The organism is Aeromicrobium tamlense (genome assembly GCF_013408555.1).
In the GTDB taxonomy this organism is placed as follows: domain Bacteria; phylum Actinomycetota; class Actinomycetes; order Propionibacteriales; family Nocardioidaceae; genus Aeromicrobium; species Aeromicrobium tamlense.
Genome location: NZ_JACBZN010000001.1, coordinates 3,050,259 through 3,063,695, shown reverse-complemented (window position 1 = coordinate 3,063,695; position 13,437 = coordinate 3,050,259). Strand labels below are relative to the sequence as shown.

Below are 13,437 nucleotides of genomic sequence, written 5' to 3'. Positions count from 1 at the left end.
GGGCGACGGCTTCCGCGGCTGCGACTCAGCGCGCGGCCCACCACGCGCGCAGCGCCTCGATCGCCTGGTCCTCGGGCAGGGGGCCGCGATCCATGCGCAGGTCGAGCAGGAAGCGGTACGCCTCGCCCACCTCGCGGCCGGGTCCGATCCCCAGCACCTCCATGATCCGGTTGCCGTCGAGGTCGGGCCGGATGGACTGGAGCTCCTCCTGCGCCTCGAGCTGGGCGATCCGGGTCTCGAGGTCGTCGTAGGTGCGCTGGAGCCGCAGCGCCTTGCGCTGGTTGCGCGTGGTGCTGTCGGCGCGGGTGAGGATGTGCAGCCGCTCGAGCAGCGGGCCGGCGTCGCGCACGTAGCGGCGCACCGCCGAGTCGGTCCACTCGCCCGACCCGTAGCCGTGGAACCGCAGGTGCAGCTCGACGAGGGTGGAGACGTCGTCGGTGATCTCGTTCGGGTACCGCAGGGCGCGCATCCGCTTGCGGGCGAGCTTCGCGCCGACCACGTCGTGGTGGTGGAACGTCACCTGGCCGTCGCCGGTGAAGCGGCGCGTCCTCGGCTTGCCGATGTCGTGCAGCAGCGCCGCCAGCCGGATCGTGAGGTCGGGACGCTCGTCGAGCCGGTGCTCCAGCTCGATCGCCTGCTCCAGGACGGTGAGCGAGTGCTCGTAGACGTCCTTGTGGCGGTGGTGCTCGTCGCGCTCGAGCTGCAGCGCCGGCAGCTCGGGCAGCACCCGCTCGGCCAGTCCGGTGTCGACGAGCACGCGCAGGCCCTGCACGGGGTGGTCGGACAGCAGCAGCTTGTTGAGCTCGTCGCGGACGCGCTCGGCCGAGACGATCTCGATGCGGTCGGCCATCGCGACCATCGCCTCGGTGACGTCGGGCGCGCAGAGGAAGCCGAGCTGGCCCACGAAGCGCGCGGCGCGCATCATCCGGAGCGGGTCGTCGCCGAAGGAGACGTCGGGCCCGATCGGCGTGCGCAGGGTGCGGTCGGCGAGGTCGTCGAGGCCGCCGTGGACGTCGACGAACTCGAGGTCGGGCAGCCGCACGGCCATCGCGTTGACGGTGAAGTCGCGGCGGGCGAGGTCGTCGGACAGGTTCGTGCCGAACGCGACGACGGGCTTGCGGGACTCGGGGTCGTACTCGTCGGCGCGGTACGTGGTGATCTCGAGCATCTCGGCGCCCTTGCGCACGCCGATCGTGCCGAAGGCGCGTCCCACGTCCCACGTGGTGTCGGCCCAGCCCTCGACGATCGCCTCGATCTGCTCGGGCGAGGCCGAGGTCGTGAAGTCCAGGTCGGTGACGGCGCGGCCCAGCAGGGCGTCGCGGACGGGTCCGCCGACGAGGGCGATCTCGTGACCGGCGTCCGAGAATCGGGCGCCCAGCTCGGTGAGCACGGGGTGGTTCGCCCGCAGCTCGTCGAGGCGCGTCGTCTCGTGCGCAGTCAGCTCAGCCACGAGGGTCGAGTCTATCGGTGACGCCGTGACGTCACGTATGCTGGCGCACATGGAGAACTGAGATCCCGCCACGCCCACCCGCGACCCCGGAGATCTCATGTCATCCTTCCTCTCTCTTTCCCATGCCTCGTTCGTGCTGCCCGCGGGGCGCACGATCCTCCACGACCTCACGTTCGGCCTCGCGCCGGGTCGTCACGGACTCGTCGGTGACAACGGCAGCGGCAAGTCCACGCTGTTGCGGCTGATGGCCGGCGAGCTGGCGCCCACGGCAGGGACGATCGACGTCCACGGCCGGCTGGCGTACCTGCCGCAGGCGCGGGCGGCCGCCGGTGCCACCGTCGCCGACGTGCTCGGGGTGGCCGCGGCACTCGCCGCGCTGGCCCGCATCGAGGGTGGCTCGGTCGACCCCGCCGACTACGACCTCGTCGGCGACGGCTGGGACCTGCCCGACCGCATCGAGCGCTGGCTCGACCGCGTCGGGCTCGCCGGGATCGAGCCCTCCCGACCCGTGAGCTCGGTGTCGGGCGGCGAGGCGACCCTGCTGCGACTGGTCGGGTTGATGCTCGCCGACCCCGAGATCCTGCTGCTCGACGAGCCGACGAACGACCTCGACGGCCCGGCGCGCGAGCGGCTCGAGGACATCGTCGACGCGTTCACCGGCGTGCTCGTCGTGGTCAGCCACGACCGTCGGCTGCTCGAGCGGATGGACCACATCGGCGAGGTGCGCGCCGGCGCCGTGCGCTGGTTCGGTGGCGCGTTCAGCGACTACGCGTCCGCGGTCGAGGCCGAGCAGGAGGCCGCGCTGCGTGCGGTGTCCGCCGCGAAGGCCGACGTGCGCCGGCAGCGCCAGGACCTCGTCGACCAGCAGACCAAGCAGGCGCGGCGCGACCGCCAGGGACGCGCCAACGCCGGCAGCCTGCCGAGGATCGTGGCCGGCGCCTACCAGCGCAAGGCCGAGGTCAGCGCCGGGCGGCTCCGCGGGATGCACGAGGACCGGCTGGAGAGCTCGCGCTCGGTCCTGACGGCCGCGGAGGACCGCGTGCGCGACGACCGGAGGATCCGCGTCGACCTGCCGGACACCGAGGTGCCGCCGCGCCGCGAGGTGCTGCGCGCCGAGGGGCTGGTGCCGGCCTTCGGCACCGCGCGACCGATGGACCTCGACCTGCGCGGGCCCGAGCGGATCGCACTCGTGGGCCGCAACGGCGCCGGGAAGTCGTCGCTGCTGCGGGCGATGCTGGGACGGCAGGAGCCTCGGGCCGGACAGGTCACGGTCCACGTGCCGTGGCGCTACCTCCCGCAGGGGGTGGACCTGCTCGACCCCGAGCTGACGGTCCTGGAGAACGTGCGCCGGGCCGCTCCCGAGGCCGAGCCCCACGCCGTGCGTGCGCAGCTCGCGCGGTTCCTGTTCCGGGGCAATGCGGTCGACCAGGTGACCGGCACGCTCTCGGGTGGCGAGCGCTGGCGTGCCACCCTCGCGAGCCTGCTGCTCGCCACGCCGGCGCCCCAGCTGCTGGTGCTCGACGAGCCGACCAACAACCTCGACCTCGCGAGCGTCGCCCACCTCACCGAGGTGCTCGAGGCCTATCGCGGCGCCCTGCTCGTCGTCAGCCACGACGAGCCCTTCCTGGCCGATCTCGCCCTCGACCGCAGGCTCGAGGTGGGGTGAAGTTCCCCCCGCTCTGTGACAGAAGACCCGGTTGACAGGGGAAACGTCGGGACACGCGAAAGGGGGCCGACCCAGCCGGGTCGGCCCCCTTCACGTGGTGCTGGATCAGCCCAGGGCGAAGCAGGGCTCGGTGTAGTCGTAGCCCTCGGCCGTCGGGCCGGCCTGCATCTCCTGCTCGATCGAGACGCCGGTGGGCGCCTCCTTGTCGACCTTCGAGATCACGCTCTGACGCCAGGCGACGTCGTTCGGCTCGCCGGTCTGGTTGAACGCCTCGTCGGGAAGCATGCCCTCGTAGTCGACGCTGTCGAGCTCGGTGGCCGCCTTGACGACGTTCTCGCGGGTGATGCCGCCGTCCATGTCGGCCGCCGACTTCAGCGCGGCCAGCAGCGGGTACTCCCACACCCAGCCGGCCGTGTAGCCGTCGCTGGGCGAGTCGACGTCGGCGAGCGCGTCACGCATGGCCGCGTGACCGTCCGACTCGGTGCCCCACGGACCCCACGGCCCCGCCTGGAAGTACATCGCCTCGAGCGCCGGAGCGGCCTCGGTCTGCAGCAGCGCCGGGTTCCACGTGGGGCTCGAGCCCACGACGGTGCCCTTCCAGCCCTGAGCGGCCGCGCCACCGAGGATCGTGGCCATCTCGGCCGGACCCGTGGTGATGTAGAGCATCGACGGCTTCTCCTTCAGCACCGCCGCGACGGCACCGGCCTGGTTGTCCTGGCCCGTGGCGGTCTCGATGGCCTTGAAGTCGAGGTTGTTGGCCTTCGCGGCCGCCTCGACGCCCGCGGCCGCGTCTCCGCCGTAGTCGTTCGGGTAGTGGATCGCCAGGACCTTGCCCTTGACGCCGCGGTTGGCGACGGCCCAGTCGACGCCGTTCATGGCCTCGAAGCAGTAGTTCGCACCGGACTGGAGGATCTGGTCCTCGAAGTCCCACGCCGAGTTCCACGAGGCCGGGACGCCGATGACGTTGTCTGCCTTCATGTCCTCGAGGATCGCCAAGGTCTGGGAGGAGCCCAGGGTCTGGCCGAGCGCCAGGATGTCGTTGCGCATCTCCTGGTACTTCTTGTTGTGGATCTCGGGGTTGTACTCGGCGTCCGCGACGTACTTGTCGATGTTGACGTCGAAGCCACCGACGCCGCCGTCCTGGTTGACCTTGTCCCAGAACGCCTTCTGCGCCTCGGTGATCGGCACGGCGAGCGGAGCGAACGGGCCCTTGGTGAGGTCGGAGATCGCACCCAGGTAGATGCAGCCGTTGTCCTCGTTCACGGCGTCGGGACACGCCTCCTCGGTGATGCCGGGGCCCGACGCACTGTCATCGTCCCCGCCGCCGCGGCAGCCCGTCAGCACGAGGGCCGCCACCGCCGCACCGGCGACCACGCGGGCCAACTTGCGGTGTTGCTTCATTGTTTTCCTCCTGGGTGGTTCGACGGTGCGGACGCACCGCCACGGCCTCGCGGCCGGGGTCTAGTAGGAGAAGGGCCAGCCCTTCCAGTAGTTGCGGATTCGGGTCCAGATCCCGAAGAGTCCGCGCGGCTCGAAGATCAGGAAGCCCATGATCAGCAGGCCGTAGAGGATCGCCTCGAGCTGGAACACGGTCAGCAGCTCGCCGGGCACGTAGTGCGCGATGAACTGGCTGATCCGCGGCAGCAGCGCGATGAACAGCGCGCCCATGATCGATCCGCTGATGGTGGCGACGCCGCCGATCAGCACCATGGCGAGGTACTGGATCGACAGCAGCAGGCTGAACGCGCCGGGCTCGAACACGCCGATCACGGCGTAGTAGAGGGCACCGGTGACGCCGGCGAAGAACGACGACATCGCGAACGCCATGACCTTGTACTTCGTGAGGTCGACGCCGATGACGGCGGCGGCCACGTCGCGGTCGCGGACGGCGCCGAAGGCGCGGCCCACGCCCGAGCGGGCGATGTTGCGGCCCAGGATCGCGAAGACGATGAGGAACACCAGCCCAAGGAAGAACTGGGCCTGTCCGCGCGAGAGGCCGGAGATGGGCTCCATGGAAGCGAAGTCGATGCCGAACAGCTCGAGCTCGGCGCCGCGGCGGCCCACGCCGGGACCACCGGTGATGTTCCGCGCCTCGCGGAAGATGTGGTCGCCCAGGAACACCAGTCCGAGGGTGACGATCGCGAGGTAGAGACCGCGCAGTCGCACCGCGAGCGGTCCGACCAGCAGGCCCGCGACCGCGGCGACGACGCCGGCGGCCGGCAGCCAGATCCACATCGGCAGGCCGTAGCCGAGCAGCGCCCCGTCGGGGTCACCGCCGAGCACCGCACCGGTGTAGGCGCCGACGCCGATGAAGAAGGCGTGACCCAGCGAGACCTGGCCGGCGTAGCCGGTGACCAGGTTGAGGCCGATCGCGCCGACGGCCGAGATCATGCCGAGGGTCAGGACCTGCAGCAGGTCGTCGGTGAGCAGGAAGGGCACCACGAACGAGGCGATCACCAGGGCGACGACACTGCGGCGCTTGGCCGGGGTGTTCGCCAGGGTGAGGTCCTGGTCGTAGCTGGTCCGCAGCAGGGGGCGGCCCCGGAGTCCGGTGGCCTTGCGAGCGTGCTTCGAGGGCGTCGAGCGCAGCATCGTGGTCATACCCGCTCCACCTCCTTCGTGCCGAAGAGTCCGTACGGTCTGACGAGCAGCACCACGAACATGAGGGCGTAGGGCGCCACGAGGGCGAAGTTGTTGCCGAGCCACGGCGCGACGTCGGGCTGGTAGACGGCGGTGACCGACTCGACCACCCCCACGGCCAGACCGCCGATGACGGCGCCGGGGATGCTGTCGAGGCCGCCGATGATGATGGCCGGCAGCGCCTTCAGCGCGATGATCCAGGTGTTCTGCTCCAGGCCGGCGCCGGTCGCGGCGACGAAGGTGCCCGCGATGGCGGCGAGGCCGCCCGCGATCGCCCAGGCGAGGGCGAAGATCGCGCCCACCCGGATGCCCTGCGCGAGCGCCGTCTCCTGGCTGAGCGCGGTGGCGCGCATCGCCAGGCCGGTCTTGGCGTACCGGAAGAACAGCGCCAACGCGATGACGGTGACGGTGGTGACGGCGATCAGGCCGAGCCGCTGGTGCGAGATCGACAGGCCCCAGAACTCGTAGCGCTCGCTGCCGCCCGGGTAGGGCACCGACCGCGGGTCGGGGCCCATGTACCGGTTGGCGAAGATGCGCAGCACGATGTCGACGCCGATCGTGATGATCGCCAGCGTGAACACCGGCTTGCCCACCATGGGGCGCAGCGCGAGCCGCTCGACCAGCATGCCCAGCAGCGCGCCGAGGATGACGGCGACGACGAGCGCGGGCCAGAAGCCCAGGCCCCACTCGCTCGTCGCGTGGTAGGCGAAGAGTCCGCCGCACACCATGAGCGCCGGCTGGGCGAAGCTGATGACGTGGGTGGCCTTGTAGATCATCACGTAGCCCAGGGCCAGCAGCGCGTAGATGGAGCCCTGCGCCAGGCCGTTCAGCAGCGATTGCAGAAACGTGGTCATGCCGCCACCTCCTGGGAAAGGGCACGGTAGGTAGGTGCCGGCATGACCGATCTCATGGTCACTCGCTGTCGCTCGCTCATGCCTTCACCTCCTGGCTCGAGTCGGAGTAGAGGCCTTCGATCGCCTCGGCGAACCGCTCGTTGATGGCCGAGCGCTTGATCTTCTGGGTGGCGGTCAGCTCGCCCTCCTCGTGATCGAGCTCCTTCGGCAGCATCGCGAAGCGCTTGATGGTCTCGACGCTGGCGAACTTGCGGTTGGTCTCGTCGACGATGGACTGCACGAGTGCGATGACCTCGGGCTTCTGCGACAGGTCGCGGTAGGTGGTGAAGCCGAGCTTGCGCTCCTGGGCCCAGTTGCCCACGGTGTCGAGCTCGATGCCGATGAGGGCCGTCAGGTACTTGCGGCGGTCGCCGATGACGATGGCCTCCTTGATGTACGGGGAGGACTTCAGGCTGTTCTCGATCTCGCTGGGGCTGATGTTCTTGCCGCCCGCGGTGATGATGATGTCCTTGATCCGGTCCGTGATCTTGATGTGCGAGCCGTCGACCCACTCGCCGACGTCGCCGGTGTGCAGCCAGCCGTCGGCGTCGATCGTGCGCGCCGTGGCCTCCGGGTTGTTCCAGTAGCCGACGAACGTGCCGCGGTGGCGGGTGAGGATCTCGCCGGTCTCGTCGTCGATCCGCACCTCGGCGCCCACCTGGGGCTCGCCGACGGTGCCGACCTTGACGCGTCCGGCCATGTTGGCCGTGGCGATCGCCGAGTTCTCGGTCATGCCGTAGACCTCGTGCATCGGGATGCCGATGCCCATGAAGAACTCGAGCACCTCCGGCGCGATCGGCGCGGCGCCCGAGGCCGCGTAGCGGACCTTGGCCAGGCCGAGTCGCTCGCGCAACGGGCGGTAGAGGCACAGCCAGCCGAGCGCGTAGACCGCCTTGGTGGAGGCCGTGTGGTTGCCCTGGTTCTCCACGAGGGTGCGGCCGATCCACTCGGCGCGCTTCATCCAGAACTCGAAGTTCTTGCGCTTGAACCACGACGCGCCACTCATGCGGATGTGCACGCCGGCCGCGATCTTCTCCCAGATGCGCGGCACGCCGAACAGCAGCGTGGGCTGCACCTCGCGCAGCGCCTGCTGCACCGTCTCGATCGACTCGGCGAAGTTCACCTGCGAGCCGACGGCGGCGTTGAACCACGTGGTGAACACGCGCTCGGCCACGTGGCACAGCGGCAGGTAGGACACGACGAGGTCGCGGTCGCTGGCCGGCGGGTCGACGAACGCGCCGCCGCTCTGCAGCGTCTCGATGACGAACTCGACGTTGTCCATCGAGAGCATCGCGCCCTTGGGCGGACCCGTGGTGCCCGATGTGTAGACGAGCGTGGCGAGGTCCTCGGGGCGGGCGGCCTCGAGCCGCTCGGTGACGGCGTTCGGGTGGTCGGTGCGGTGCTGCTCGCCGAGCGCGAGGAACGCGTCCCACGACATGAGCCGCTCGTCGGTGTAGCGGTCGTGGATGCCGCGCGGGTCGATGTAGACGACCGTGCGCAGATCCGGCAGCTCGTCGGCGATCTCGAGGTACTTGTCGACCTGCTCCTGGTCCTCGGCGATGAGGACGCACGAGCCGGAGTCGCGCAGGACGTGCAGCACCTCGGGCGCCGGGTTGGTCGGGTAGAGCCCCACCGTGCCGGCACGGACGGCGGTGATGCCGATGTCGGAGAACAGCCACTCGCAGCGGTTCTCGCTGTGGACGGCGACGCGGTCGCCGACCTCGACGCCGAGGGCGAGCAGCGCGTGACCGACGAGGGAGGAGCGCTCCCAGTAGTCGGCCCACGTGATCTCGTCCCACAGGCCGTAGTTCTTCTCGCGCATCGCGATGCGGTCGGGTGTCTCCTGGGCGCGCGTGCGGATGCGCTGCGGCAGCGTGGTCATGCCAGTTCCCCCTGCACCTCGGCCAGCGTGGCGTCGTCGACGGGCCCGAGGTAGGCGCGGATGACGTCGGGATGGGACTGCACCTCGTGCGGGGTGCCGGTGGCGACCGGCTTGCCGAAGTCCATCGCCATGACGCGATCGGCCAGGTCCATGACCAGGCCCATGTCGTGCTCGACGAGGATCATCGGGATGTGCAGCTCGTTGCGGATGTCGAGGATGAACCGGGCCATGTCCTCGGTCTCCTCGCCGTTCATGCCGGCGACGGGCTCGTCGAGCAGCAGCAGCTTCGGCTCCATCGCCAGCGCGCGGCCCAGCTCGATCCGCTTCTGGATGCCGTACGGCAGCATCCCGACGGGCAGCTGGCGGTAGCCCTCGATCTCGAGGAAGTCGATGATCTCCTCCACCCGGCGGCGGTTGGCGACCTCGGCGTGCTTCGCCTTGCCGAGCCAGGCCACCGCGGCGGGCCAGCCGTAGCCCAGGTGGGCGTGGCGGCCGAGCATGAGGTTGTCGACGACGTCGAGGTTCTCGAAGAGCTCGATGTTCTGGAACGTGCGGGCCATGCCGAGGTTCGCGATGCGGTGCGGCCGCATGCCGCGGATGTCGGCGCCGGCGAACTCGACCGAGCCCTGCTGCGGACGGTAGACCCCCGACAGGACGTTGAAGATCGAGGTCTTTCCGGCGCCGTTCGGGCCGATCACGGCGAACAGCTCGTTGTCGAAGACGTCGAAGTCGACGCCCTGCAGGGCCTTGACCCCGCTGAACGACAGGTTGACGTCTCGGACACTCACGACTGGTTGTGACAAGGGAACCCTCCGGGACGGGACGGTGTGGGAAGGGGGACGTGGGGGGACGCAGGGGTCACGACAGCCAGCGCTTCCTGCGCTTGTAGTGCTTGACGTCGCGGTAGCTCGTGGCCATGTCGCCGCGGCCGAGGTAGAAGTCGCGGATGTCCTCGTCGTCGAGCAGCTCGGCGGCGGGCTTGTCCATCACGATCTTCCCGTGCTCCATCACGTAGCCGTGCTGGGCGATCGAGAGCGCCATCGTGGCGTTCTGCTCCACCAGCAGCACGGTGGTGCCGCGCTCGTTGATCTGGACGACGATGTCCTTGATCTGCGAGACGATGCGGGGCGCGAGGCCCAGGCTCGGCTCGTCGAGCAGCAGGATCTCGGGCTGGGCGACGAGAGCGCGACCCATGGCGAGCATCTGCTGCTCGCCGCCGGAGAGGTAGCCCGCGGTCTTCTTGCGGCGCTCCTTCAGCACGGGGAAGAGCTCGTAGACCTCCTCGATGCCCTCGGCGAGGCTGCCGCGACGGGTGTGGCCGCCGACGCGCAGGTTCTCCTCCACCGTGAACTCGCCGAACACGCGGCGACCCTCGAGCACCTGGCCGAGGCCGGCGGCGACGATCTTGGGCGCGTCGGCCGACTGGATCGGGGTGTCGCGCAGGGTGATCTCACCCTTGGTGATCTCGCCGTCGTGGATGTCCAGCAGGCCCGATAGCGCGCGCAGCAATGTCGTCTTGCCGGCGCCGTTGGCACCCAGCAGGGCCACGATCTGACCCTGCGGCACCGTCAGGCTCACGCCGCGCAGGACCAGGATGACGTCGTTGTAGACGACCTCCAGGTTCTTGACCGTCAGCAAACCTTCACTCCCTCGATTCGTTCGGCAGCCCCTCAAATGAAGGTGACGACATCCTCACATACGTTGTGAGTCAAGTCACTACCTATCTACACTCGGTGTGTCGAAAGTCGTGCGGGAAGATCCCTGCACGACCATGGAGCGGTGGGAGCAATGGAATATCGGCAGACCGACGGACGGATGCAGCGCAGCGAGCGCACCCGTGCGTTGATCGTGCAGGCGCACGTCGACCTGCTGCGCGAGGGCGTCCTCAAGCCCACGGCCGCGCAGATCTCCGAGCGCGCGGGCGTGTCGCGGCGCACGCTGTGGACCAACTTCCACGACATGGAGAACCTGCTCGGCAGCACCGTGGCGCACTGGTTCCGTCTCGATGACGAGCTGCGGGCCGAGATCGATCCGTCCGCGCCCTTGGAGGAGCGGATCGACCGGTTCTGCGCCGAGCGCCAGCGCCGGCTGGTCAACATCGCGCCCGCCGCGCGGGCCGCCGTGCTGGGCGAGCCCGAGTACGAGGCGCTGCGTGCGAGCCGTCAGGGGCACATCGCCCGGGTGCGCGCCGACATCGAACGGGCCTTCGCCACCGAGCTCGCCCGCGCCGACGACCCCGTGCAGCTCGTGGACTCGCTCACGGTCGCCGTCAGCTGGAACGCCTGGTCGCTGCTCTTCGACGACCACGGCTACTCCGCCGAGCGCTGCCGTCGGGTGATGGAGCGCGCCGTGCGCGCCCTGCTGGCCTCGGTCTGACGGTTTCCCCGGTCAACCGGGGAAACTGTCACTTCACGAGGTTCGCGAACCACGTGAAGTGACAGGAAACCTCGTTCAGTCAGCCCCGGGCGCCGAGGGCGGCAGCGCCGATGATGCCCGCGTTGTTGCGGTGCGTCGCCGGGACGATCGGAGTGCGCAGGTTGAGCAGCGGCAGGAACTTCTCGCTGTTCTTGCTGACGCCTCCGCCCACGACGAACAGGTCGGGCGACAGGATCTTCTCGAGGTGGCTGAAGTAGACCTGCAGGCGCTCGGCCCACTCCTCCCACGTGAGGTCCTCGCGCTCGCGGGCGCTCGTGGCGCACCACTTCTCCGCGTTCGGGTGCCCCGCGACCTCGAGGTGGCCGAACTCGGTGTTCGGCACCAGCGTGCCGGCGTTGATGAGCGCCGAGCCGATGCCCGTGCCGAGGGTGATCACGCAGACCAGGCCGTGCTCCTCGAGGGCTGCGCCGTGGTCGTTCTCGGCGACGCCCGCGGCGTCGGCGTCGTTGACCACGTGCACGTTGCGCCCCAGCACCTCGGTGAAGAGCGCGTCGACGTCGGTGTCGATCCACGAGGGGTCGATGTTGGCGGCAGACCGGGCCACGCCACGCTGCACGACGGCCGGGATGGCAACGCCGATCTGCGGCACGTCGGCCGCGTCGGGGAAGTGGTCGACGATCTGCGCCGCGACCTCGGCGACGGCGCGCGGGGTGGCGGGCTTGGGTGTGGGGATGCGGAACCGCTCACCCACGAGGGTGCCCTGGTCGAGGTCGACCGGTGCTCCCTTCGTGCCCGTGCCGCCGATGTCGATCCCGAACCCCATGGCCATGCCAGAACCCTAGCGGCGCGAGGTCGCTCGGCGACGCTTCCGGGTGTCGCGGCGTCCGCTCAGTCCTCGAAGTAGTAGTTCGTGGTGCCCAGGACGAGGCCCGTCGTGGCCGACGGACGGTTGAGCGCGTCGTGCAGCAGGCCGATGCGGTGACGCTCGATCTTGCGGTTGGCGAACCGCAGCTCGATGCGACCCTTCGAGATGATCCGGTAGGTGCCGCGCTGGTCGGGCGGGAACGAGGCCCACGACGAGCCGAGGCCCGGCCACGAGCCGATCGACACGCTGCTGCGGACGAACCGACCGGCGCGGTCGAGGGTGAGATTCGTCGTGGTCGACGTGCAGGAGATGAGGCAGTTGCCGCTCCAGTCGCGGTTCGTCAGGCTCGCGCCGATGCGGGCGCCCTTGCGCGGGAAGGTCGCGGGCTCGTAGGAGCGCCGCTCGTCCTTGCGGTTGGCGCGGTACGTGAAGCCGTAGGTGTTCACCTTGAACTTCTGGCCGCCGATGCGCGCGATGCCCTTCTTGGCGTTGTAGGAGTACTTCTTGCAGGTCCTCGTGGTCTTGCGGCACTTCGGCACGACGCCGTTCCTGACCTCGCCGACGTACGCCCAGCGCTTGTTGAGGAACCAGACGGTCTGGGTGTCCCAGCCTCGGCTGTCGGAGAGCGAGGTGGTGGCGAAGCCCCAGAAGTACCGGCCGCTGAGGCTCTTGTACGTGCGCGGCTTGGGTGCCACGCCGACCTTGTAGGCCTTGGTGGCCCGGGCGCCGCCCGCCGTGGCGGTGAAGCGCAGGTTGCGGGTCTTCGCGCCCTTCGCGACGCGCACCTTGAACGTCACGCCGTACTTCGTGGAGCGGGCGCCGATCGTGCCCAGGCTGCGGCTGCGCGGCGAGATCTTCAGACCGGCCCCGCTCGCGACGATCCGGGTGTTCGCGGCCGCGGCGCGGCCGGAGTTGTTGACCTCGAGCCGCACGCGGACCCACTTGCCCTTCTGGGCGGCCTTGACCGGGTGACCGCCGGCGATCGAGAGTCGCGGCGTCCATCGGGTCACGAGACTCTCGGCGTAGAACGCCTGGGTGACCGTGCTGGCGCCATCGGTGACGTAGACGTAGGCGCAGTCGTACTCAGCGGTGCGGAACGTCGAGAGTGCCTGCGAGGTGAGGGTGAGGACGGAGCCCGAGCGCGAGCGGCTCACCGCGAACTTCGCGCCGTCCTCGAGGAACTGCCCGTCCGTCTCCGAGGTTCTCGCTGCGCCGCCGATGGCGGCCCGGCGGACGCAGCTCGACCCGCTGAGCTCGCCGAAGTAGACCAGCACCGCCGCGTTGGCCGCGGGGGTGCCGCGGAAGGTCACGGTCGCCTTGAGTCGCTGCGCGGCGAGGTCCTGGACCACGTCGGTGCGCACCACGGTGCCGTCGTTCGGCGAGGGCAGCGGGGCGGCGATCCGGGCGGAGCGGTTGATGGCGCCCTGGGAGTAGTCCGTGCTCGAGGAGGCCGGCGTGCGAGCGGCCTTGCTGGCCTCACCGGGAGCCGCGGCAGCGGACCGCGGGGCCCCGCCGAGGTCGACCGGGCCGGGATCCGCGACGGCGCCCGTGGCCGTGGTGGACAGCAGGCTCACCGCCAACGCGACGGCTCCGGTGGTCGCCAGCGACCGTCGAACGAGCAGGTGGCGGCGTGCGGACATGGAGAGGCTCCCCCGAGATCGCGGA

The 13,437-nt window shown here is 70.0% G+C and carries 11 protein-coding genes; 2 read left to right on the top strand and 9 right to left on the bottom strand.

Annotated elements, in window-relative coordinates:
* Positions 1-25: 25 nt before the first annotated feature.
* Positions 26-1,501 carry a CCA tRNA nucleotidyltransferase gene (locus BJ975_RS14940; RefSeq protein ID WP_179428354.1) on the bottom strand — a complete coding sequence of 492 codons (1,476 nt, stop codon included), beginning with the start codon at positions 1,499-1,501 and terminating at the stop codon, positions 26-28.
* 46 nt (positions 1,502-1,547) lie between these two features.
* Here BJ975_RS14940 and BJ975_RS14935 point away from each other — a divergent pair, with 46 nt between their 5' ends.
* The gene (locus tag BJ975_RS14935) at positions 1,548-3,116 is read left to right on the top strand and encodes an ABC-F family ATP-binding cassette domain-containing protein (RefSeq protein ID WP_179427348.1); all 1,569 of its coding nucleotides are present in this window, start codon (positions 1,548-1,550) and stop codon (positions 3,114-3,116) included.
* Between the two features lie 105 nt (positions 3,117-3,221).
* Here the strand turns inward: BJ975_RS14935 and BJ975_RS14930 are convergent, their stop codons facing one another.
* The 6 genes from BJ975_RS14930 to BJ975_RS14905 all read right to left on the bottom strand — a co-directional run bounded on the left by BJ975_RS14930 (position 3,222) and on the right by BJ975_RS14905 (position 10,169).
* On the bottom strand, positions 3,222-4,517 hold the full coding sequence (locus BJ975_RS14930) for an ABC transporter substrate-binding protein (protein ID WP_179427346.1): 1,296 nt from the start codon (positions 4,515-4,517) through the stop codon (positions 3,222-3,224).
* A gap of 60 nt (positions 4,518-4,577) precedes the next feature.
* Positions 4,578-5,717, bottom strand: a complete 1,140-nt coding sequence (locus BJ975_RS14925) for a branched-chain amino acid ABC transporter permease (RefSeq protein WP_223302983.1) — start codon at positions 5,715-5,717, stop codon at positions 4,578-4,580.
* Entirely contained in the window at positions 5,714-6,610 is an 897-nt protein-coding gene (locus BJ975_RS14920; RefSeq protein WP_179427344.1) for a branched-chain amino acid ABC transporter permease, read from the bottom strand. Before BJ975_RS14920 ends, BJ975_RS14925 begins: the two co-directional genes overlap by 4 nt.
* A 76-nt stretch (positions 6,611-6,686) precedes the next feature.
* A complete protein-coding gene (locus BJ975_RS14915; RefSeq protein WP_179427342.1) occupies positions 6,687-8,531 on the bottom strand; it encodes an AMP-dependent synthetase/ligase in 1,845 nt (614 codons plus the stop codon).
* Positions 8,528-9,319: an ABC transporter ATP-binding protein gene (locus tag BJ975_RS14910; RefSeq protein WP_317628256.1), complete on the bottom strand. Its 792-nt coding sequence runs from the start codon at positions 9,317-9,319 to the stop codon at positions 8,528-8,530. The genes BJ975_RS14915 and BJ975_RS14910 overlap by 4 nt, the downstream gene beginning before the upstream one ends.
* A gap of 70 nt (positions 9,320-9,389) precedes the next feature.
* Complete coding sequence (locus tag BJ975_RS14905; protein WP_179427337.1) at positions 9,390-10,169, bottom strand: ABC transporter ATP-binding protein; 780 nt, start codon at positions 10,167-10,169, stop codon at positions 9,390-9,392.
* 150 nt (positions 10,170-10,319) lie between these two features.
* On the opposite strand from BJ975_RS14905, the gene BJ975_RS14900 reads away from it, so the two are divergent.
* Positions 10,320-10,907: a TetR/AcrR family transcriptional regulator gene (locus BJ975_RS14900; RefSeq protein WP_179427335.1), complete on the top strand. Its 588-nt coding sequence runs from the start codon at positions 10,320-10,322 to the stop codon at positions 10,905-10,907.
* A gap of 79 nt (positions 10,908-10,986) precedes the next feature.
* On the opposite strand, the gene ppgK is transcribed toward BJ975_RS14900, so the two are convergent.
* Both ppgK and BJ975_RS14890 read right to left on the bottom strand, forming a co-directional pair.
* The gene (gene ppgK, locus BJ975_RS14895) at positions 10,987-11,736 is read right to left on the bottom strand and encodes a polyphosphate--glucose phosphotransferase (protein WP_179427333.1); all 750 of its coding nucleotides are present in this window, start codon (positions 11,734-11,736) and stop codon (positions 10,987-10,989) included.
* Positions 11,737-11,795: 59 nt separating this feature from the next.
* Entirely contained in the window at positions 11,796-13,412 is a 1,617-nt protein-coding gene (locus BJ975_RS14890) for a hypothetical protein (protein WP_179427331.1), read from the bottom strand.
* Positions 13,413-13,437: the final 25 nt, after the last annotated feature.